The following is a 23,606-nucleotide window of genomic DNA, read 5'->3' on the forward strand; positions in this document are numbered from 1 at the left end:
TGAAGGATGGGCTATTTTTGTTACCAACATTCCACATGTCAGAAAACTATTGTTGCCGGATGGAGGCTAAAGAGAGAAGGTGAAAGAGCGGTTTGCGGCTAGAGGAGGCAGCACATTTATAACAAAGAATGCGGTGGTTTATATCGAATTGACATTATCTTTTACGAAAAAACAATAATAACAAAACCATGAAAAAGAGACGAATACTGATGGGGAAGACCCATCTGATAGCGGGAGCCGTGATGTTGGCCGTTGCAGGAGGACAATTATCGGCTCAGACCGTTGCACCGAAGAAAGCAAAAGCGTACATGGTGGCAGATGCCCACTTGGACACGCAGTGGAACTGGGACATTCAGACTACTATTAAGGATTATGTTTGGAATACCTTGAATCAGAACCTTTTCCTTTTGAACCAGTACCCCGACTATATCTTTAATTTTGAAGGTGGAGTGAAATATGCTTGGATGAAGGAATATTATCCTCGTGAATACGAACTGATGAAGGCTTTTGTAAAGGCAGGTCGATGGCATGTGAGTGGGGCCAGTTGGGATGCTACCGACACTTTGGTGCCGTCTGTTGAATCGTTTATTCGCAACATTATGCTGGGGCAGGAGTTCTATCGTAAGGAGCTGGGGGTAGAAAGTACCGACATCTTCCTTCCCGATTGCTTCGGATTCGGTTGGACATTGCCTACTGTTGCTGCCCATTGTGGACTGATAGGTTTCTCTTCACAGAAGCTGGATTGGCGTAACAATCCTTTCTACGGTAAGAGCAAGCATCCCTTTACCATCGGACTGTGGAAAGGAGTGGATGGAGCGTCCGTCATGCTGGCTCACGGATATGATTACGGTCGTCGTTGGGATAATGAAGACCTTTCAGAAAATAAATATTTGATGGAACTCTCCAAATGCACTCCCCTGAATACCGTTTACCGCTACTATGGAACAGGTGATGTGGGCGGTTCACCTACCATCGCTTCTGTGGCTTCCGTGGAGAAAGGTATCAAGGGAGACGGTCCGTTGAAGATTATCAGTGCAGCCAGTGACCAGTTGTTCAAGGATTACCAGCCTTATGGCAGCCATCCCGAGCTCCCCGTATTTGACGGTGAATTGCTGATGGACGTTCATGGAACCGGCTGCTACACTTCACAGGCTGCTATGAAACTCTATAATCGTCAAAATGAACTTTTGGGTGATGCCGCTGAACGTGCTTCTGTGGCTGCTGCCCTTTTGGGGGTTGCCGAATATCCTGGTAAGAGCCTGACGGAGTCTTGGCAGCGCTTCATATTCCACCAATTCCACGATGATTTGACTGGTACCAGCATTCCCCGTGCCTATGAATTTTCTTGGAACGATGAACTTCTCTCTCTGAAACAGTTCTCCGGTATCCTGACTCATTCTGTGGGAAGTGTGGCAGGCAAGCTTGATACTCGTGTCAAGGGGATTCCCGTAGTGCTCTATAACGCTTCGGGCTTCAAGGCTGCAGATGTGGTGACCATCGAAGTGGAGGCTTCCCGTTTTCCCAAAAGTGTGGCTGTATATAACGAACAAGGCAAGTTGGTGGTTTCTCAGTTGGTTTCATATACTGATGGAAAGGTCCGCTTGTTAGTAGAAGCCACTGTACCCGCCAATGGATACGCAGTTTACGATGTCCGCCTCTCCGGCGAAGGAAAAGAGATGTCTGCTGTTGAAGCTGCAAGTGTTGAAAATTCGTTCTACAAACTGACATTGAATGAGAACGGTGACATTACTTCACTGTTCGACAAGAGAAACAACAAGGAATTGGTAAAGGCTGGTAAGGCTATTCGTTTAGCCCTCTTCACTGAAAACAAGTCATTCGAATGGCCGGCATGGGAGATATTGAAAGAGACTGTGGACGCCACTCCTATTTCCATCACCGAGGATGTGAAAGTGACTCTTTGCGAAAACGGTGCATTACGTAAGACTCTCTGCGTGGAGAAACGTCACGATGATTCTTTTTTCCGCCAGTACATCCATTTGTATGAAGGTGTATTGGCCCACCGCATTGACTTTACTAACGAAGTGGACTGGCAGTCTACCAACGCTCTGTTGAAGGCTGAGTTTCCCCTCAATTTGAATAATGAGGTGGGCACTTACGACTTGGGCGTAGGCAGCGTGCAGAGAGGAAACAACATCTTGACCGCTTACGAAGTATACGCTCAATATTGGGCAGATTTGACGGACGCTAACGGCTCTTATGGCGTTTCCATCATGAACGACAGCAAATATGGCTGGGACAAGCCTGATAACAATACCTTGCGTCTCACTTTGCTGCACACTCCGAAGACAAAAAAGAACTATGCTTATCAAGATCGTCAGGACTTCGGTCACCATACCTTTACTTACAGCTTGGTAGGTCATGTGGGCGCTTTGGACGTAGTTCAAACCCGCGAGAATGCTGAGTTGCTGAACCAGCGCATCAAGGCGTTCGTTGTTGGAAAGCATCGCGGCGAATTAGGTAAGAGCTATTCATTGGCTTTTTCCGATAACCGGAATGTACTTATTAAAGCCTTAAAGAAAGCCGAAAGTTCAGATGAATATGTGGTACGCGTGTATGAAGCCGCAGGCAAGCAGGCGCAGAAAGCCTCGATTGTCTTTGCCGACAACCTTGTGGCTGCTGTAGAAGCAGATGGTACGGAAAAGACCATCGGTAAGGCTACATTCAGTGGAAATCGCTTGGAAGTGTCAGTCAATCCAAACAGCATTAAGACCTACAAGGTACGTTTTGCTTCCAATAAAAAGGTGCAGACGGTGGCCGAACCATTGCCCCTTGTTTATGATAAGAAGTGCTTCAGTTGGAACGAGTTCAAGGCTGCTGCCAACTTTGAGTCTGGTTATTCTTATGCTGCTGAATTGATACCTGCCGAGATGAATGTGCATGGAGTGCCTTTCAAATTGGAGACACGTGAAGAGCTGAATGGTATGGCTTGCAAGGGCAATGTACTGAAACTGCCCGCCGACTGTACTTATAACAGACTCTATATCCTTGCTGCTGCCGCTTCTGATAAAGATGTGAAGGGGATATTCCGCGTAGGCAAGTATGTGCAGGAAGTCATTGTTCCTTCTTATACTGGCTTCATCGGTCAGTGGGGGCACACCGGACATACGGAAGGTTATCTGAAAGATGCTGAAGTTGCCTATGTGGGTACGCACCGCCATTCCGGTGAAGGCGATCAGCCGTATGAGTTCACTTACATGTTTAAGTTCGCAATAGACCTGCCAGAAAAGGCTACTGAGGTGGTATTGCCCGATAATAAGGATATTGTTATTTTTGCCGCCACTTTGACTGATGTTGCTGCTACTTCTGTTTGTCCCGCTTCCGAACTGTTCCGTACGGCAAACAAGTGCAATCGCTATCAGACGGAAAGCTCCACAGAGAGAGTGAACATTCTGAAGCAGGACATGGTAATGGGCTATTCAAGCTATGTGAACGAGAAAGAGAAGCCGGCTTTCATGGTAGATGGCGACGAAAACACAAAGTGGTGTGCTATTGCTGAAATGCCCCACTACGTAGACTTTGATTTGGGCGGTGAAAGAAGCATTAATGGCTGGAAGTTACTGAACGCTGCCGGCGAAAACCATTCCTACGTCACTTCCTCCTGCTTTCTGCAAGGTAAGAGCGACAAGAATGGTGAATGGCGCACACTGGACTATGTTTCTGGTAATGGTAAGAATGTACTGAATCGCACGCTAAATAAGTCTGAAAGTGTTCGCTACCTGCGTCTTTTAGTGACACAGCCCATGCAATCGGCTTCTGGTAAAGATGTGCGCATTTATGAAATGGAAGTATACGAATAAACAGTTATTATATTCCCATTTTTCAGATCCTTGTGTCTGTCACCACAGACACAAGGATCTGATGATTCTCAGGTGTAAGTGCTTAATGTGAGTAAGTTAACAACTCTATTGAAGTAAATTTATTGGAAATAACAAATACCTTGAAAAATGAAAATTAAAATATTTGCTGTTGTATGTTTATTAGCTGCTAATCTCTTTACAATATCTGCTCAAAAGTGGTTTACGCCTGAGGCGGAGAAACAAGTGGATGCTCTTTTGAGCCAGGTAGTAGAAGGAAACTACAAGAATAATCGCTATCCTCTACTCCGTAAGCCCTTAATGGAACTTCCTTTAGGCAGTATCAAACCTAAAGGCTGGTTGCACGAAATGCTGGTTCGTCAGAAAAATGGCGCCAGTGGTCAGATGGATGTTCTTTACCCTTCGGTTATGGGCAAACGCAATGGTTGGTTAGGTGGTGATGGAGACCAGTGGGAACGCGGTCCATACTGGATAGACGGTCTACTTCCTTTGGCGTATATACTGGATGATGATGTCTTGAAAGCCAAAGTGCAACCTTGGATAGAATGGGCTTTGCAGAGCCAGCGTGAGGACGGATTCTTCGGTCCTGAAAAAGATTATCCGGGAGAGCCTGGACTGCAACGTGATAACTCGCAAGACTGGTGGCCGCGTATGGTCGTGCTGAAAATCCTACAGCAGTATTATTCGGCAACGAACGATAAGAGAGTCGTCGCTTTTATGACAAAATATTTCCGTTATCAACTGAATACCTTGCCGCAAAAACCTTTAGGACACTGGAGCAGTTGGGCAGAATTCCGTGCTTGTGACAATTTGCAAGCTGTATATTGGCTTTATAATCTTACGGGGGAGGATTTTTTGCTTGAATTGGGGCATTTGCTGCACCGGCAGAGTTTCAGTTTCATAGATATGGTAGATAGGGGAGACTTGCGCAGACCCTGCACTATACACTGTGTTAATTTGGCACAAGGCATCAAAGAACCGATTATTTATTATCAGCAAGATACCGACCGGAAATATATTGATGCTGTCAAGGAAGGCTTTCGAGATATTCGCCGGTTCCACGGACAGCCGCAAGGCATGTATGGAGGCGATGAGGCTTTGCATGGAAACAATCCTACACAAGGCTCGGAGTTGTGTTCGGCCGTAGAGTTGATGTACTCGCTGGAAAAAATGGTGGAGATTACAGGAGACATAGACTTTGCCGACCATTTGGAACGCATTGCTTTTAATGCTTTACCAGCCCAAATATCCGATGACTTTATGACTAAGCAATATTTCCAGCAACCGAATCAGGTGATGGTAACACGCCATCGTCGCAACTTCGACCAGGATCATGAAGGAACAGACCTTGCTTTTGGCACTCTGACTGGATACCCATGTTGTTTTTCGAATATGCACCAAGGTTGGCCAAAATTTACACAGCACCTATGGTATGCCACACCTGATAACGGCATTGCAGCCATTGTCTATTCTCCGTCGGAAGTAACAGCCAATGTGGGTGATAATGTACCGGTGGTTATCAGTGAAGATACTTACTATCCGATGGATCATCAGATAACTTTTACCATTAAAGAGGTGAGAAATAAGGTGAAACAAGTGAAATTTCCATTTCACCTGCGTGTTCCGAAGTGGTGCAAGCAAGCTGAAATACGGGTAAATGGAAAGATGGAGCAAACTGTCAAAGGTGGGAAAATAGCTATCGTAGACCGTATATGGAAGCGGAATGATAAGATTGAACTGTATCTGCCCATGGAGGTCTTTACTAGCACTTGGTATGAAAACGCAGTATCTATTGAAAGAGGTCCGTTGGTATATGCCCTGAAAATGGAAGAAAATTGGGAAAAGAAAGAGTTTAAGGATAGTTGGTATGGTTCTTATTATTATCAGGTGACTTCTTCGGATCCATGGAACTACGGATTGGTGGATTTTGACCGTAACAGAATGAACGAGGTGGCCCAAGTAAGTATCAATAGCCAAAAACAGCAATTGGACTTTCCTTGGAATCAGGAAAATGCACCGGTTGAAATAAAGATGAAGGCTCGTCTTATCCCTACTTGGACAGTATATAATGAAATGGCAGGGCCCCAGCCTTTCTCTTTCTGTGGCAGTGCCGAAGGAGGAGAGCAAGAAATCACGCTGATACCCTACGGTTGTACAACCCTGCGTATTTCAGAATTTCCAGTTGTTGGGAAATGATGTTTCCGAAGTATGGGGGAAACGGTGTGTCTGTTTTGTGACAAACTTGTTTTAGAATTCTGCCATGTCCGGAATGTGGACGGTTATGTCACGGATTTATAGTTGGCTTTTAACCTTACTGTCTATTTTTGCAATCGTTTTTAATAGGGTTTATATATTATATAAAAGAAGACTCCTGCAACGGAGTGAAAAACAAGTCGAACAATTTAATGCCGTAGAAAAAAGATGAAAAATTCCAAGAAAGCACTCCTCTGCCTATTGGCATGCGCCTTGGCAGTAACCGGATGCAAGACACAGAAAGAACCGGCTGTGGCAGATAACGCAATGCTGGTCAGATCTACACAAACACTTGATTCCTTATATGCTCACTATTCCGCACCGGGCACTTGTCTGTTGCGTGAGAATTATCCTTCGGACGTGGAAGGCTATACCGCTACTTATCTGGCTTCCGAGGAACAAAAGAACCGTCCCAATCTCTACTCTTATTTGTGGCCTTATTCCGGTACCTTCTCCGCAGTGAATGCGTTGATGGAGGCCACTAAAGATAACAAGAAAGATTTCGGGAACTATCAGAAGTTGCTTGATGAGAAAGTGCTTCCGGGACTTGCTGAATATTTCGATACTCGTCGTATGCCCGAAGCGTATGCTTCTTACATCAAGGACGCTCCGTTGTCCGACCGCTTTTACGATGACAACGTGTGGCTCGGCATTGACTTCACAGACGTCTATCTGATGACTAGCCAAGAGAACTATCTGCAGAGCGCCAAGCTTATCTGGAAGTTTATAGAAAGCGGTATGGACGATTGTTTGGGAGGAGGTATCTATTGGTGCGAACAGAAGAAGGAATCAAAGAACACTTGTTCCAACGCCCCTGGTTCCGTCTTTGCCCTGAAACTTTTCAAGGCTACGCAAGACAGCTCCTATTTTGAGAAAGGGAAGAGTTTGTACGAGTGGACTAAAGCAACATTGCAGGACACAACAGACTGCCTTTACTTCGACAACATGCGTTTGGACGGTGAGATAGGACGTGCCAAATTTGCCTATAACAGCGGTCAGATGATGCAGTCGGCTGCTTTGCTCTATCAGCTTACCGGTAATGGGCAGTATCTGAAGGATGCGCAAGCGATTGCTGCTGCTTGTCATAATTATTTCTTCATGGAATTCACCCCCGGACAGGGAGAACCGTTCCATATGCTGAAGAAGGGTGATGTGTGGTTCACCGCCGTTATGTTGCGTGGTTTTATGGAACTCTATCAGGTGGACGGTAACAAGGTTTATCTTGATTCCTTTGCCCGCAGTCTGGACTATGCTTGGACGCATGCCCGTGAAGATAACGGCCTTTTCAATACTGATTTCACCGGCAAGAGCCGCGACAATCGTAAATGGCTGCTGACACAAGCCGCCATGGTAGAGATGTACGCGCGTTTGGCCGTGTTCGCTAATCAGTCTTTATAATTAAAACGAATCAGACCAAATGAAAAAGAGAAACATTACCTTGTGCGCTGTTGCCATGCTCTGTATGCAAGGCTATGCTAAGGCAGACACTTTTATCCTGAAAGGTGACAACACTTGTGTGGAGAACTATGCTCAGATGACTGCTGCTTACAAGAGCAATCGTCCAAAAATGAAGAAACGCCTTTTCACCTCAAAAGCGGTGGAAGCTGAGATTGTTCGCGTGAAGAAACTGCTTACCAATCCTAAGTTGGCGTGGATGTTTGAGAATTGCTTTCCTAATACGCTTGACACTACTGTACACTTTCGCATGCTGGACGGTAAACCCGATACTTTTGTTTATACCGGTGACATCCATGCTATGTGGCTGCGTGACTCCGGTGCGCAGGTGTGGCCATATGTGCAGTTAGCCAACAATGATGCGCAATTGAAAGAGATGCTCGAAGGTGTCATTCGCCGTCAGTTCCTTTGCATCAACATTGATCCGTACGCCAATGCTTTCAACGACGGACCTACGGGTGGCAACTGGATGACTGACTTGACAGATATGAAGCCCGAACTGCACGAGCGCAAATGGGAGATAGACTCTCTTTGTTACCCGCTTCGTCTGGCTTACCAGTATTGGAAAGTAACTGGTGACAGCAGTATCTTCGACGGTGAATGGATGAAGGCAATTACTGCTATCCTGAAGACTTTCAAGGAACAGCAGCGTAAGGACGGTGTAGGCCCTTACCGTTTCCAACGTAAGACGGAACGTGCTCTGGATACGCTGAATAACGACGGCTTGGGTGCTCCGGTCAAACCGGTGGGACTGATTGTTTCCGCTTTCCGCCCATCGGACGATGCCACTACGCTTCAGTACCTGGTCCCTTCCAACTTTTTCGCTGTCTCTTCTCTGAGAAAGGCTGCTGAAATTCTGACGGAAGTAAACAAGGAAACATCCTTGGCCAAAGAATGCACCGATTTGGCAGCCGAAGTGGAGGCAGCCCTGAAGAAATATGCCACTTACAATCATCCTGAGTTTGGGACAATCTATGCATTTGAAGTAGATGGATTCGGCAATCATCTGTTAATGGACGATGCCAATGTACCCAGCCTTCTTGCTATGCCTTATTTGGGTGATGTGGACGTAAACGATCCTATCTATCAGAATACACGCCGCTTTGTGTGGAGTGGCAGCAACCCTTACTTTTTTAAAGGTAAAGCCGGTGAAGGTATCGGAGGTCCGCACATTGGTTATGATATGGTATGGCCTATGAGTATCATGATGAAGGCATTCACCAGCCAGAATGATGAGGAGATAAAGATTTGTATCAAAATGCTGATGGATACGGATGCCGGTACGGGATTCATGCACGAGTCTTTCCACAAGGATGACCCCACTAACTTTACCCGTGCATGGTTTGCTTGGCAGAATACGCTGTTTGGAGAATTGATCTTGAAATTAGTGAACGAGGGTAAAGTGGATTTGCTGAACAGCTTGTAAAAACAGGAATTATTTAAAATCAATAAAGTGCGCTGGAAGGAGGATTAGGATACAAATTGCATGAATTGGTTGTTCGTTGGTATTATTTGTGTTCTTTTCCTTTTTTTATCGTGATTTATTATAATGTTTAATCTTAAAGAATATGAAAAAGAATCGAGTGTACACAGTAAATTCATTGCTGGCTCGGATAGGTGGGAACTATAAGTTCTGGCTTATTGCCTTGCCTGCTGTGACTATGCTGGCGCAGGCTCCTGCGGTTTATGCACATGCGGAGACTATTACTGTGGTGCAGCAAAACAATGCCACGGTGAGAGGTTCCGTTAAGGATGCCACAGGTGAAAGCCTGATTGGAGTGAGTGTTACTGTTAAGGGTAAAGAAGGTGTGGGTACCATTACAGATGTGGACGGAAACTATTCCATTGTTTGTAGTGCCCAAGATGTTCTCGTCTTTTCCTATGTGGGATATGCCACTCAGGAAATTGCTGTGAAAAATCAAAAACAATTGAATGTTGTCTTAAAGGAGGATACCAAGGTGCTGGATGAAGTTATTGTCATCGGTTATGGTACTACTACCCGCAAGAGTGCCGTAGGTGCTGTAGACCAGATAAAGGCTTCCATGATCGAAGACCGTCCCGTGGCTAACATGACAGATGCTTTGCAAGGGGCTGCGCCCAACGTGGTTATCCAGCAGCGCAGTAGCAATCCTAATGATCGTAAGACTAACTTTAATATTCGTGGTATCAGCACTGTGAATGACAATAGTCCGCTTTTTGTCATAGACGGATTGGTAGCTGATGGCGGTAGTTTCGATAAATTGAATCCCAATGATATTGAGAACATTTCCATCTTGAAAGATGCCGGTACAGCTGCTATTTATGGTTCACGTTCTTCCAATGGTGTAGTTTTGGTTACTACTAAGAAAGGTAAGAAGAACCAGCGTGCGACAGTTCGGTTAAGTGGTATGATGGGATGGCAGAATCCGGATATCTTGTTTTCTCCGGTGAAAGGCTATCAGAACGCTACTTTGCGCAATTTAGCTGCCACCAATGCTGGAGAGGCTCCTTTGTATACACCCGATCAAATCCGTGACCTGGCTGCCCATCAAAATGAAGAAAGCTGGTTTTTTGATCAGATAGTCCGCACAGCCTTACAGCAGAATTACAATCTAAGCGTATCTGGAGGTAGTGATAAAACTACTTACATGGTGTCCATGGGTTATTATGACCAGGAAAGTAATTATGTGGGCAACAGTGATTTTGGCGTGCAGCGTTATAATTTTCGTACCAATGTTAGCACGGAAGTGGGACGTTTGAAACTGAATGCTATTTTGGCTTATACACGTAATAATAGTGTAAGTACCACCGGTGGGAGTTTGGAAGTGGATGCCGCCCGTGTACCTACTTATTATTATTACAAAATGAAATCGGAAGATGGAAGATATTTGTTAAATGATGTATTGACTGAATTTAACCCATTGGGAGCATTGGAAGCTGGTGGCCGTAACAAGTATCGTAACAATTATCTGAACGCTAATGTCAATGCTGAATTCCGGCTTATTGACGGATTGAAGTTGCGTGGAGTGTTGGGTGCGGATGTGATAAACGACATGCGTTCTACCCGCAATTTGGGCGTATCCTATTACTTGAATGAAGAGGCTACCGAACCACGTCCAGTGAAAGATACTGACTATCGGACCAGTAACTGGAATCATACGGCTTACCTTATTAATAGCCAACTTTTGTTGGATTACAACAAGACATTCGGTAAACACAATGTCAGCGGGCTTTTTGGAGTAACCAATGAATCGTTTACTTCGTCTAGCAATGAGATTGAGAAGAAGGGGGTAGATCCCGACTTGGGTATCGGTACAGACATTACCAATAGTACTGTGGGAAACATCACAGGAAAAACATTTGTAGATGAATCCAACCGTACCAGTCTGACTTCTCTGTTGGGACGTGTGGGGTATTCTTACGCTGACAGATATTATACAGAATTCAGCTTCCGTTATGACGCTTCTTCCAAGTTTCATAAAGACTACCGATGGGGTTTCTTCCCTTCTGTTTCATTAGGCTGGCGTTTGAGCGAGGAGAACTTTATGCAGGCTTACAAGGAACGTGTGGGTGACTTGAAACTGCGTACTTCTTTTGGTATCTTGGGTAACCAGTCTATTGGTACTTATGACCGTTTTACTGTTTACGAACTGTACAACAACTCTTACGCATACAACAACCAGACAGTATCGGGCGCAGGTTTTAAGTTAGGTAAGGATAATTTGACTTGGGAAAAGACCAAAACCTTCAACGTGGGTGTAGACGCTTCGTTCTTCAATAACGCTTTGAATGTGACGTTCGACTATTTCTACAAGCGTACGAGCGACATTTTAATGAAGCCCCTTGTGCCTTCGGTATTCGGTACGGATATGGCGATGGACAACATTGGTGAGATGCAGAATCAAGGTTGGGACCTCTCTATCAACTATCGTTTGAAAACGGGAGCCGCAAATCATAACTTCAACTTCAATCTTGGTGACTCTTGGAATGAAGTGCTGAAGTACCCTGGTCACGAAAGAATCTCACAAATAGAGGAGTTGAGCCGTATCACCCGTGAAGGATGTCCGTTGGAGTCTTACTACGGTTACAAGATGGACGGCTTTTTCCAAAGCTACGAGGAGATTGAGGCATCGGCTATTCCTGTAGGTGGAAAGGTACAGCCGGGTGATGTGAAGTTTGTAGACCGTAACGAAGATGGTGTCATCGACTCGAAGGATAAGTTTATCTTGGGTAATGCCTTCCCTCGTCTTACTTTCGGTTTCAACTACAATGTAGAATGGAAAGGATTCGATTTCGGTATGTTCTGGCAGGGTGTGGGCAAGCGTGACATGATGCTTCGTGGTGAATTGATTGAACCGTTCCACGCCAATTACTCTTATAATATCTATAAGCATCAACTGGATTTCTGGACTCCTACCAACACCGATGCACGTTGGCCGAGACTTACTGCCCCGGGTTCTACTTCCAACAGAAACAACTACGGAAGCGGACAAGGTTCCGACCTATTCTTGATGGATGGAAAATACCTGCGTCTGAAGAACTTGCAGATTGGTTACACATTCCCCAAAACATGGAGCCGCAAGGTGGGCATGGAAAAGGCACGTATCTATGTCAACGGACAAAACTTGCTGACTTTCAGTAATAACTCGTTTATTGACCCTGAATCTTCTGAGTTCGACTCTAAGATGGGTAATAGTGGCGCCAATTCTGGTAGAAACTATCCGACGCTCCGTTACTATGGTTTCGGTATAGACATTGAATTCTAAAAACAACAGATAACTATGAAACTAAAAAAATATATAGCTTTTGCCGGAATGGCTGTTCTGATGCTTTGCAGTTGCAACGAGATGGAGAACGCACCGACAAACAAATTTACGGATAACTCTTATTGGACTTCCACCACCAAAGCCCAGTATGTGGTGAACATGGCTTACAGCCAGATGTACAATGCAGGCCGTATGTGGAGCGATGAAAGTTTGAGTGACAATGCTTACGACGGTCGCAGTGTGGACGACCAACGTGCCATTCGCAAAGGTATGGCCACTCCCTCGCTCGACATCTTCAAGAATGAATGGAAAGACCTTTACGGAGGTATAAAGACCTGCCACGTGTTCCTTGAAAAGGTGGATCTGGTACCCAACATGGACGCATCTGTTAAAGCACGTATGATTGCCGAGATACGCTATATCCGTGCAAGCCTCTACTTCCGTCTGACTAACCTTTATGGTGCAGTACCTTTCTTTACGGAGGACATCACGCTGGAAGAATCGCGGAGTGTAAGTCGTACAGACCGCGAAACCATTATCAGCTTCATTCACCAAGAATTGGAAGACATCAAGGATGCGCTTCCCACTCGCGACCAATTGCCCGAAGAAGACAAGGGCAAAATTACTAAAGGTGCCGTTTGTGCTTTGCAGGCTCGTGTCTACTTGATGGATAGCGACTGGAACAATGTGATGCTTTATTGCGACAATCTGATGAACAAACAAGGCGAATATGGTACTTATGCTTTATTTCCTGATTATGCCGGGCTTTTTGATGAAGCCAATGAGTATAATGAAGAGATTATCATGGATCGTTCTTATGTACCCAATTTGATTACTTGGGGTGAGATGGTAGACATGATTCCTTTGTCAAGAGGCGGACGTGCCGTGAACCGTGTGCCGCAGCAATCGTTGGTAGACACTTATCTGATGCTTAGTGGAAAGACTATCAGTGAAGCCGGGACAGATTATAACCCTGCTTATCCTTACGATAACCGTGACCCACGTCTCACCGCTACTATCATTTATGATGGCTATGATTGGAGTGGCAATGTGGACGATGGCAGTAAAGACGTAGTCATCAACATTCGTCCGGGTTCGGGAACCGATGCCTACGATGGTGGTGGAAACGGCACTTCTACCGGTTATTTCACTCGTAAGTATTATAATCCGCAGGCTTCCGGTGATCAGAATTCCGGTATGAATATCATCACTATGCGTTATGCTGACATCTTGCTGATGTATGCTGAGGCTGTTCACGAAACAAGCGGTATGACTGAAGCGGTATGGAACAAGACTATCCGTCCCATCCGCGAACGTGCCGGATTCACTGCCGATGCAGCCTTGAACTTTCCTGCCGGAAAGAGTAAGGAAGAGATGAGGCAGATTATTCGCGACGAACGTCGTGTAGAAATGGCGATGGAAGGTTTGCGCTGGTATGATATTAAGCGTTGGAAGGCTGGCAACGAATACTTGTCGGGCAAGGTGCGCGGTGCAAGCTTCGTGGACGAGAATAAGCTTGACACTCGCAAGTTCGAAGAGGCAAGAGATTACCTTTGGGCAGTTCCTATCAGTGAAATCAATTTGAATCCCAATCTGGCGCCTAACAATCCGGGATATGGAAATTAACGTGTATCTAAACTCATTAAAAACAATAGAACAATGAAAACAATATTCTCAACAATAGCTCTTTTTTCGGCAGTCCTCTTTGCTACGTCTTGTACGGAAGACATGGAATACAAGGATTCCAAAGTTTCCTCAGTAAATCAGTTGTATGAACCCACTGACGGCAAGGAAGTAGTCTTGCAATCGTCGGCCAGCGCCAGCCTGTTCTTTGAATGGGAGTCGGCCAAGGCTGAAGATAGCGGTGCCCCTCTTTATGAAGTGGTATTCGATAAAGAAGGTGGAGATTTTTCTAAGCCTATTTACAAAGTGCTTTCTGACAATGGCGGTTCTTTGAGCTATGCTACCATCAGCCACAAGACATTGAACAAGGTTGGTGCGGCTGCCGGATTGAACAGTGGTGAGACGGGTACACTTGTTTGGACAGTAATGGCTTCCAGAGGTTTGAATTCTGTAATGGCAAAGGAAAGCAAGAAGCTCACCATCACTCGCTTGGTGGGATTTGAAGAGATTCCGGCACAGCTTTACTTGACCGGAAGTGCTACTGAAGGTGGTATGGATGCTTCTAAGGCCGTGGCGTGTGCTTCACCCGAAAAGGATAAGTTCGAAGTCTTTACGAAGTTGGAAGGCGGAAAGACTTACAAACTGGTAGATAGAGCAGCCGAAGGTGCCAAGGTGTTTTATATCAATGGCAATAAGATTATGGAAGGCGAAGGCGAGACAACCGTAGAAAAGACGGGAGTTTATCGCATTGAGATGGATTTCTCCATTGCATCTGTAACCGTCAGGGAAGTAAGTAAGATGGAATTCTACTTCTGCCCGAGTGGTGCCGCAACTTTTGAATTGCCTTATGTTGGAAACGGTGTGTTCTGCGGTCAGGATAAAATTGAGTTCAAGCAAGAAGGATGGGGGCGCGACCAACGCTATAAGTTCTTGATGACTTATGCTGATGGTAGTATACAGTATTGGGGAACCAAGAATACTACAGACTCTAATCCTGGTGCGGCTACTCCCGAAGATCCTTATTTCTACATTATGGAGACTCCTGATAACCAATGGGATCAGAAGTGGAAACTGAACAATGAATTCGATGGTGCGGCCGATGGCCACAATCCGGGTGCCATCACCAAGATTAGTGTGATATTCAATGTGGAGAACTATACTCATAAAGTGGAATTGGTCAACTAATTTAAGGAGAGATTATGAAAAAAATATTATTTTGTCTGCCCCTGCTTCTTTTGGCACTTCAATCGTGCGAGATAGAAGATGAGTATATGTATGATAAGGGGCTTTACACCATAGATTGGGATGCGGCTGCCGACAGCAGTTCTGTGACCCTGATAGATCGTTTCTGGAATACGGAAGAGAATTATTTCAACTACGGGAATGACGGTTCAATCAAGGATTTCCATTATTGGCCGCAGGCTCATGCTATGGATGTGATGATAGATGCTTACAATCGTACCGGAGATAGCAAGTACAGCGACTTGTTTGACAAATGGTATGTCGGTATCAAGGCAAAGAACGGTGGCAGTTATTGGAACAACTTTTATGATGATATGGAGTGGATTGCTCTCACCATGATTCGCTTGTACGAAGTTACTGATGAAAACAAGTATCTGGAAACTTCTCAAGAGATGTGGAATGAAATCAAGACCGGTTGGAACGATTACGCAGGTGGTGGCATTGCTTGGACTCACGACCAGCTATGGAGCAAAAATGCTTGTTCCAACGGCCCTGCTGCTTTGATTGCTGCTCGTCTTTACCGTATTAACGGGAATCAGGAGGATTTGGATTGGGCTGTCAATATTTATAAATGGGAGCGTGAAAATTTATTTAACCCTGCTACCGGCGCCATCTATGATAATGTGAACGGTGAGACGGGTGAGTTGAGTACACTTTCTCTTTCTTATAACCAAGGTACATTCTTGGGTGCTGCTTACGAACTGTATAAGATCACAGGAGAAGAGTCCTATTTGAAAGATGCTCGTAAGGCTGCCAATTTCGCTATCAGTAATAGCAGCATGATAGATACTGGAAACAATTTACTTCGTGATGAAGGCGATGGTGACGGAGGTTTGTTTAAGGGTATTTTCATGCGTTATTATGTGCAGCTGATTATGGAACCGAATTTGGACCCCATATATAAGAAGAAATTCATCACTTTCTTTAACAATAATGCTGAAATTTTGTGGCGAAAGGGAATCAATAAACTTGATTTGCTGTATAATACTAACTGGGCAATGAACAATAGCGGCAACAACCATCTGACTACGCAGACAAGTGGTTGTACTTTGATTGAAGCCAAAGCTCTCTTTGAAAAGAGCTTGAAATAAGTTAGCAATTAAAAGTGTGTCGAAACTCAATCTGGTTATTGGGTTTCGGCACATTTTTTTTAGAGCCATTTTTAATTGACAGTTATTTTGGAAATAATGTTTTTAGAGACAACAGTTTTTGATATAAAATAAACACAAAAGATGAAACAGAATCAATATTTATTTCTACTGTTCGCCCTGATTGTTCTGACGGGCTGTGGCGGTACGCAGAAGAAATTAACCGAATATGTCAATCCTTTCTTGGGTACGGCTACTTTGTGGGAGCCTGAGGACTTAGGGTATACGCGCAAAATAAAGTCACGTACATGGGGTGCGGAAACTTATCCGGGTGCTACCTTGCCCAACGCAATGGTGCAGCTCAGCCCCGTTACACAGTTTCGTAGCGGTGCGGGCTATCAATATGAGGACACTGTGATTTATGGTTTTTCACATACTGCTAAAGGGCATTGGAACTTGTTGCATGTCCCCATGTTGCCAGTGGTGGGAACTATCGCTCCGGGTAATTATTGCTCCGGGTTTAGTCACGAGAAGGAATCTGCGCATCCGGGGTATTACCAAGTTTATCTGGAACGCTATAAAGTGAACGCCGAGTTGACCAGTACCTTGCGTTGTGCCTACCATAAATATACTTTCGCCAAGGGCGACGATAAGTCGTTATTGGTAGACATCCGCCGTTCTAATAATGATGTCCGTGATTGGAAGATTGAGAAGGTTGACGATAATACGTTCACGGGTTATCAGGATGGCGACGGTAAAATCTACTTTTACGCTAAGACCAACTATAAAATAGGCCAAGTGGAAATGGTAAAAGACGACAAACATGAGGTGGCTGTGCTGCGTTTTATCGACAGCAAAGGTGTTGAACCTTTGGAAGTGAAGGCTGGTTTCTCGTTTGTGAGTATAGAGAATGCTCAAATGAATTTGAAGGCCGAAATGTTGAACAAAAGTTTTGCACAAGTGGCAGAAGAAGCTGATGCGGCTTGGGAAGCACTCCTCTCCAAGATTCAAGTTGCAGGTGGCACGGAACGTGAAAAGAGATTGTTTTATTCTACTTTCTTCCATGCTTTTAAATGGCCGGCTTTGCGTAGCGATGTGAATCATGAATATACTGATGTCCGTGGCGAAGTAGTGAATAACGGCTTCCACTATTACACTGACCCTTCTTTTTGGGACGATTATCGCAACAAACTGGTACTCATAGGTATGATTTCTCCCGATGTGACTACTGACATCATTAGGTCTATTATTGACAAAGGTGAGAAGCGTGACGGCTACATGCCCACCTTCTTCCATGGTGATCACGCTTCCACTTTTATTTCTGGTTCTTGGTTGCGTGGTTTGCATGATTTCGATCTGGAGCGTGCTTATAAGTTGATTCTGAAAAATGCTACGGTGCCCGGTAAAGGAGGACGTCGCTATTTGGATGAGTATATGGAGCGAGGTTGGATTGCTGAAAAAGACACAGTGAATGTACCCACATGGGACGAATACAAAGGGGCTGTGACCAAGACCCAGGAATATGCTTACGATGACTATGCCGTAGCCTTGGTAGCCAAGGAGCTGGGAGATGAAGCCAACTACAAACTGATGATGGAACGCTCCAACAACTACAAGACGCTATTCGACCCCTCTACCGGCTTTTGGAGAGGTAAGATTGACGATGGTAGCTGGATTCAGGATTTCGATCCGTATTATCCCTATTACCAGTACATGTACCGTGAGGCCAATGCATGGAACGCCCTCTTCTTCGCCCCCCACGACCCCGGAGGCATGATTAAGCTCTATCCCAGTAAAGAGGCGGTGGAGGCTAAACTAGATTCCTTATTCAGCGAACCGTGGAGAGGTTACGAGGCCCATAACCTGACCGGATTCATCGGAAACTATTGCCACGGAAACCAGCCGGGACACAGCATTCCTTACACCTATTATTTCATAGACAAACAAGAGAAAGCCCAATGCATTCTTGACAGTCTGATGAACCACTACTATGACATGGGTGCCGACAAGCTGGCTTATGCAGGGATGGATGATGCCGGCGAGATGTCTTCGTGGTATGTGCTCAATGCTATTGGACTTTACACTTATTCGCCTGCCGATCCTGAATATATTGTTACTGTTCCCTTGTTCGATAAAGTGACGTTCAATCTGAATGGTCGTCCCTTTACGATTGTGAAGAAAGGAAGCGGCAAGAAGATTATTGACATTACTTATGACGGTAAAAAGATTGACGGTTACTTTATCACCCATGACCAACTGAGGGAGGGCAAGGAACTGGTGATTACTACGGAATAGATAAACAATGGAGTTATGAAAAGAAATATACTGCTTCTATTCACATTCTTTGCTTGCATTACTGTACAAGGGCAGACTCCGGTTCGTTTGGTTGATCTGAGGAGCGAACATCTTGACAGACCTATAGGTTTGGATAATCCCGTTCCACGCCTTTCTTGGCGGATGGAAGATGGTAGGCAGGGAGCTGTGCAGACTTCCTGGCGGATTGTGGTAGACGAAGACTCGTTGAATGTGGTCAATGGCTGTGGCAGGATGTGGGATAGTGGAAAGAACGATTCCCGTAATCAGCTTGTGGCCTATGCGGGCAAAAAACTGCAGCCTTTCACTAGATATTATTGGAAAGTAATCTGCAGCGACATGGAATATAAGGAGACAGCTTCTCCTGTCTCTTACTTTGAAACGGGCATGATGGGGATGCAACATTGGCAAGGTGCTTGGATTGGCGATGGCAAGGATATTCATTATGGGCCTGCCCCTTACTTCCGAAAAGAGTTCAAGACCGGCAAAAAGGTAAAGTCAGCGCGTGCTTATATTGCCGCTGCTGGACTATATGAGCTTTACATCAATGGCGAGAAGGTAGGAGACCACTGCCTTGCCCCTCTCTATACCCGCTTTGATCGCCGCAACTTGTATGTGGCTTATGATGTGACTTCACAATTACAGAATGGTGACAACGCTATTGGCGTACTTTTGGGTAACGGCTGGTATAACCATCAATCCAAAGCAGTGTGGGACTTCGACCGTGCCCCTTGGCGCAACCGTCCCGCTTTCTGTCTGGACTTGCGCATTACTTACACCGATGGAAGCGTGGAGACTATTCCCACCGATCTCAGTTGGCGGACAGCGTCGGGTGCAATCACTTTTAATAGTATCTATACTGGCGAGCACTACGATGCACGTCTGGAGCAGAAAGGATGGAGCACTCCGGAATTCGATGATTCCAAGTGGCGCGGAGTAGCCTATCGGAGTGTACCTTCTTCCAATGTCACTGCCCAGCAAGTACATCCCATCCGTAATGTAAAGATTTTCCCCGCCGTCTCTTTCCGCAAAGTGGACGAGAAAACATACATCTATGATTTCGGGCAAAATATGTCCGGTGTGACTTGTATTCATGTTTCGGGTGAACGGGGAACGGAGGTCAGAATCAAACATGGCGAACGCTTACATCCAAATGGCCGCCTCGATCTCTCGAACATTGATGTCTACTTTCGAGGCGATAAGGAGAAAGACCCTTTTCAGACGGACATTCTCATTCTGAGTGGAGAAGAGGATGAGTTCATGCCCCGATTTAATTACAAGGGATTTCGTTATGTGGAGGTAGTGGCAGATAAGCCTATTGAGCTTGACCAAAACAGCTTGATTGCTTACTTCATGCACAGTGATGTGCCGGCAGTAGGTAGCTTGGAATCTTCGAGCCCACTGATAGGCAAGCTGCTCCATGCTGCCAATCACTCTTACCTTTCCAATCTGATGGGCTACCCCACCGATTGCCCTCAGCGCGAGAAGAACGGTTGGACTGGTGACGGTCATTTTGCCATTGAGGCAGCATTTTATAACTTTGATGGAATTACCGTTTACGAAAAATGGTTGGCCGACCATCGTGACGAACAGCAGCCCAACGGAGTGCTGCCCGATATTATTCCAACTGGTGGATGGGGATATGGTACAGACAACGGGCTGGACTGGACTAGTACTATTGCCATCATCCCTTGGAATATCTACCTCTTCTACGGTGATAGCAAGCCCTTGAGCGATTGTTACGAGAGCATCAAACGTTATGTGGATTATGTGGAGCGTATCTCTAACAATCATCTCACTACGTGGGGGCGCGGAGACTGGGTGCCGGTGAAGTCAAAATCCAATAAAGAGCTGACTTCCTCGGTCTACTTTTATGTAGATACCAAGATTTTGGCCGCTGCTGCCAAACTCTTCGGCAAACAGGCCGATTACGAATATTATAATGCCTTGTCGGAGGAGATAAAGCAAGCTGTCAATGATAAGTTCCTGAATCGAGAAACAGGCATCTATGCCGAAGGTTCACAAACCGAATTGAGTGTTCCCTTGCAATGGAAGATTGTGCCCGAAAAGTTGATAGGAAAAGTGGCAGCTAACTTGGCACATAAGGTAGAGGAGGACGGTTTTCACTTGGATGTGGGTGTATTAGGAGCTAAAGCTATTCTGAATGCACTCAGCGAAAATGGTTATGCTGAAACAGCTTATAAGGTGGCTGTACAGGACACTTATCCTTCATGGGGTTGGTGGATGGTGAACGGTGCCACTACGCTGCTCGAGAACTGGGATTTGCAGGCTACTCGTGACATCTCGGACAATCATATGATGTTCGGTGAAATAGGTGCTTGGTTCTACAAGGGGCTGGGAGGTATTTTCCCTGATCCCGCGCAACCTGGTTTTCAAAACATTCTGCTCCGTCCCCATTTCATAAAGGGATTGAAACGGTTTGAAGCTCGTCATCGGTCGCCTTACGGTAAAATTGTTTCTCGCTGGGAATGGAAAGGGAAATGTGTGCATTATGAAGTTACAGTGCCCGCTAACAGTACAGCTACACTCACTTTACCTGACAAGGCCGAGAATGTACGGGTGGTGGAACTGGCGGCAGGAAGATATGAGTTTATTATAAAGTGACCTTGTACTTCATTTATGCTTGCAAATATGTAATTAGCGGGTTTGCCACGTTGTTGTGGCATAACTCGCTAATTTTTATAGTCGGTATGTTAAGGGATGGCTTTTTCATTCTTATAGCCTGATCTTTCCCTCCAACCGTATATCTTCCGACGAAGCCCCTATCAGCAGCTTCACCGTTCCGGGTTCTACAACGAACATCTGCTTTCCTTCGTTCCAATAGCCGAGCTCCTCTTTGGGAACGGTAAGCGTCACTTCCCGGGTTTCGCCGGCCTTGATGGGGATACGCTTGAAGGCGCGCAACTGCTTGGAAGGACGTTCCACTTTGGAGTCCGGATAGCTGGCATAGAGCTGTACGACTTCTTCTCCGTCGCGTCCGCTGGTATTCTTCACTGATACCGTCACGCGGATGTTCTTCTTGTCTTGCTTGACGGATTCAATCTTCTCGTACGTAAAGTCGGAATAGCTCAGACCATAGCCGAAAGGATAGAGCACAGGGCCTTGGTGGTACATATACGTACGTCCGTTGCGGATGTCGTAGTCCATCATGTCGGGCAGGTCGATGATGTCTTTCACCCACGTCTGTACGGTACGTCCGGCTGGATTTACCTTGCCGAAGAGTACGTCGGCCAGTCCGTTGCCCTGCTCCTGGCTGCAGTGGGTGATGTGAACGATGGCAGGCACGTGCTCCTGGCTCCAGTTGATGGTGTAGGGGAAACTGCTGACGAGCACCAGTATGGTATTGGGATTGGCTTTGAGCACCAGCTTCACCAAGTCTTCATCGGGCAGCATCAGCGATTTGCGGTCCACGGCTTCGCGGCCGTCACTGGGGACGGGAGAGAACTTCCAGTCCGCACGTGTGCCGTAAGGATGGTTTCCTACACATACAATGGCGATGTCGGCGGCTGCGGCAGCCTTTTCCGCCTGGCCCATGCGGTTGTCTTCGGCGTGGATGATTTCGGTTCCTTCTTTCACAGCATTGCGTATGCCACTCAGAATCGTTGTTTCGTAAGGCGGGGTACCACTATACCAGTCTTGTACGATTTTGTCCGAATACGGGCCTATAACGGCTATTTTACGCAGCTTTCCGGCATCGAGTGGCAGGAGATTCTTGTTTTTCAATAATACCACGGACTTGGCGGTGACTTCCCGTGCCAGCCTGCGGGCTTCTGCTGTCATGAAAGGCGGTGCCTGCGTACTGTCCTTTCCGATGGAGAGATAAGGGTTACGGGAGTGGTCCCCGTCCAGCAAGCCAAGCTTGAGGGCGACGAAGATGTTCCCGCGGATGGCTTTGTCAATGTCGGCTTCGGTCAGCAATCCCTTTTCCAGCGCTTCCTTGACGTAAGGAACGTATACGTCGAGAAATTGTCCTGTGGTGGCTTTTACTACGGCAGCGGCACCCTCCGCAAAGCTTGGAAAACTCTTGTGCGCTTCAATCAGCAGTTTCAGGGCACCGCCGTCCGTACAGATGATACCGTTGTTGCCCCATTGCTTGCGGGTAATCTCTTCGAGGCAGGGATGGATGGACATGGGGATGCCGTTCCAACTGTTGTAGGCGGCCATGAAGGCGCGGCTGCCTCCCTCGGTGATGCCTTTATAGAAAGGATAAGCGTAGTATTCATGGAACAGCCGCGTGTCGAAGTCGGAGGAAGTGCTGTCCCGTCCGTCCTCGTTACTATTAGCAAGGAAGTGTTTCATCAGAGAGGCAGTTTTCCAGTAGCGGGGATGATTGCCTTGCAGGCCGCGTACGCTGGCAATGGTGAGTTGGGCGGTGAGGAAAGCATCTTCTCCGAAACTCTCCTCGGTACGTCCCCAGCGCGGGTCGCGGGCAAGGTCGGCATTCGGAGCGCGCATCACGAGGGCATGACGCTTGTTACCGGTGGTCTGCATGTAGTAGCGGGCTTCTTCAGCGGCTTGTTCCGCTACTTTCTGCACCAAATCGGTGTCCCATGTGGAGCCCAGACCGTAGGATTGGGGGAATATGGTGGTGGGGCAGTCTGTGGGGACTACTTTCCCGTCTTCCGTTCTTTGGCGTCCGCCCCACATGGCAGGCCCGCCGAGGGTCAGCCCGTGCAGTCCTTCGTAGTGTCCGCAACGGGGAATGTTGAGGCGGGGGACACCGAGGTCGGTGGAAAGAAGGTTTATCTTTTCATCCAATGTCAGGATGGAAAGAAGATGGTCTACGCGCTGTTCGTCGGTGAGCGTGGTATCTTGGAAGGCTTGTGTTTGTTGTGCGCTTGTCTGCAGGCAAAGCAGCAGAGAGAAAATGAGGAGTAGTGACTTGTTTCTCATGGTTCATTAGGGTTTAATGGATTCAATGTAGTGAGTTGTCATAGCAAACATTCTTGGTTGTTATCTCAATCTATACCTTTTGTCTGCACGAGATGTGCATCTCATGATGTACGAGATGTATATCTCATGCAACTTGA

General features: G+C 46.2%; 11 protein-coding genes. 10 read left to right on the plus strand and 1 reads right to left on the minus strand.

Features of this window, described 5'->3' with window-relative positions; translation table 11 throughout:
- Positions 1–188 precede the first annotated feature (188 nt).
- The 10 genes from EYA81_RS09255 to EYA81_RS09300 all read left to right on the plus strand — a co-directional run bounded on the left by EYA81_RS09255 (position 189) and on the right by EYA81_RS09300 (position 21,180).
- The gene (locus EYA81_RS09255; protein ID WP_131225659.1) at positions 189–3,818 is read left to right on the plus strand and encodes a glycoside hydrolase family 38 C-terminal domain-containing protein; all 3,630 of its coding nucleotides are present in this window, start codon (positions 189–191) and stop codon (positions 3,816–3,818) included.
- 147 nt (positions 3,819–3,965) lie between these two features.
- Positions 3,966–6,032, plus strand: a complete 2,067-nt coding sequence (locus tag EYA81_RS09260) for a beta-L-arabinofuranosidase domain-containing protein (RefSeq protein WP_005824835.1) — start codon at positions 3,966–3,968, stop codon at positions 6,030–6,032.
- 225 nt (positions 6,033–6,257) lie between these two features.
- On the plus strand, positions 6,258–7,487 hold the full coding sequence (locus EYA81_RS09265; protein ID WP_119962009.1) for a glycoside hydrolase family 76 protein: 1,230 nt from the start codon (positions 6,258–6,260) through the stop codon (positions 7,485–7,487).
- Positions 7,488–7,506: 19 nt separating this feature from the next.
- Positions 7,507–8,970: a glycoside hydrolase family 125 protein gene (locus tag EYA81_RS09270; RefSeq protein ID WP_005824841.1), complete on the plus strand. Its 1,464-nt coding sequence runs from the start codon at positions 7,507–7,509 to the stop codon at positions 8,968–8,970.
- 142 nt (positions 8,971–9,112) lie between these two features.
- Positions 9,113–12,289, plus strand: coding sequence for a TonB-dependent receptor (locus tag EYA81_RS09275; protein WP_131225660.1), 3,177 nt, complete (start codon positions 9,113–9,115; stop codon positions 12,287–12,289).
- A 15-nt stretch (positions 12,290–12,304) separates the two neighbouring features.
- A complete protein-coding gene (locus EYA81_RS09280; RefSeq protein ID WP_117964346.1) occupies positions 12,305–13,915 on the plus strand; it encodes a RagB/SusD family nutrient uptake outer membrane protein in 1,611 nt (536 codons plus the stop codon).
- A 33-nt stretch (positions 13,916–13,948) separates the two neighbouring features.
- The gene (locus EYA81_RS09285) at positions 13,949–15,097 is read left to right on the plus strand and encodes a SusE domain-containing protein (protein ID WP_131225661.1); all 1,149 of its coding nucleotides are present in this window, start codon (positions 13,949–13,951) and stop codon (positions 15,095–15,097) included.
- A 14-nt stretch (positions 15,098–15,111) separates the two neighbouring features.
- Entirely contained in the window at positions 15,112–16,245 is a 1,134-nt protein-coding gene (locus EYA81_RS09290; protein ID WP_005824849.1) for a glycoside hydrolase family 76 protein, read from the plus strand.
- 141 nt (positions 16,246–16,386) lie between these two features.
- The gene (locus EYA81_RS09295) at positions 16,387–18,537 is read left to right on the plus strand and encodes a GH92 family glycosyl hydrolase (protein ID WP_131225662.1); all 2,151 of its coding nucleotides are present in this window, start codon (positions 16,387–16,389) and stop codon (positions 18,535–18,537) included.
- Between the two features lie 15 nt (positions 18,538–18,552).
- On the plus strand, positions 18,553–21,180 hold the full coding sequence (locus EYA81_RS09300) for a glycoside hydrolase family 78 protein (protein WP_131225663.1): 2,628 nt from the start codon (positions 18,553–18,555) through the stop codon (positions 21,178–21,180).
- 111 nt (positions 21,181–21,291) lie between these two features.
- Here the strand turns inward: EYA81_RS09300 and EYA81_RS09305 are convergent, their stop codons facing one another.
- Positions 21,292–23,469, minus strand: coding sequence for a glycoside hydrolase family 3 C-terminal domain-containing protein (locus EYA81_RS09305; protein WP_131225664.1), 2,178 nt, complete (start codon positions 23,467–23,469; stop codon positions 21,292–21,294).
- Positions 23,470–23,606 lie beyond the last annotated feature (137 nt).

The sequence above is a fragment of the Bacteroides sp. A1C1 genome (assembly GCF_004328515.1).
GTDB classification, from domain to species: Bacteria; Bacteroidota; Bacteroidia; order Bacteroidales; family Bacteroidaceae; genus Bacteroides; species Bacteroides uniformis.

Coding starts and splice junctions, on each gene's coding strand:
- EYA81_RS09255 (WP_131225659.1), top strand. CDS start 189: ATGAAAAAGAGACGAATACTGATGGGGAAGACCCATCTGATAGCGGGA.
- EYA81_RS09260 (WP_005824835.1), top strand. CDS start 3,966: ATGAAAATTAAAATATTTGCTGTTGTATGTTTATTAGCTGCTAATCTC.
- EYA81_RS09265 (WP_119962009.1), top strand. CDS start 6,258: ATGAAAAATTCCAAGAAAGCACTCCTCTGCCTATTGGCATGCGCCTTG.
- EYA81_RS09270 (WP_005824841.1), top strand. CDS start 7,507: ATGAAAAAGAGAAACATTACCTTGTGCGCTGTTGCCATGCTCTGTATG.
- EYA81_RS09275 (WP_131225660.1), top strand. CDS start 9,113: ATGAAAAAGAATCGAGTGTACACAGTAAATTCATTGCTGGCTCGGATA.
- EYA81_RS09280 (WP_117964346.1), top strand. CDS start 12,305: ATGAAACTAAAAAAATATATAGCTTTTGCCGGAATGGCTGTTCTGATG.
- EYA81_RS09285 (WP_131225661.1), top strand. CDS start 13,949: ATGAAAACAATATTCTCAACAATAGCTCTTTTTTCGGCAGTCCTCTTT.
- EYA81_RS09290 (WP_005824849.1), top strand. CDS start 15,112: ATGAAAAAAATATTATTTTGTCTGCCCCTGCTTCTTTTGGCACTTCAA.
- EYA81_RS09295 (WP_131225662.1), top strand. CDS start 16,387: ATGAAACAGAATCAATATTTATTTCTACTGTTCGCCCTGATTGTTCTG.
- EYA81_RS09300 (WP_131225663.1), top strand. CDS start 18,553: ATGAAAAGAAATATACTGCTTCTATTCACATTCTTTGCTTGCATTACT.
- EYA81_RS09305 (WP_131225664.1), bottom strand. CDS start 23,469: ATGAGAAACAAGTCACTACTCCTCATTTTCTCTCTGCTGCTTTGCCTG.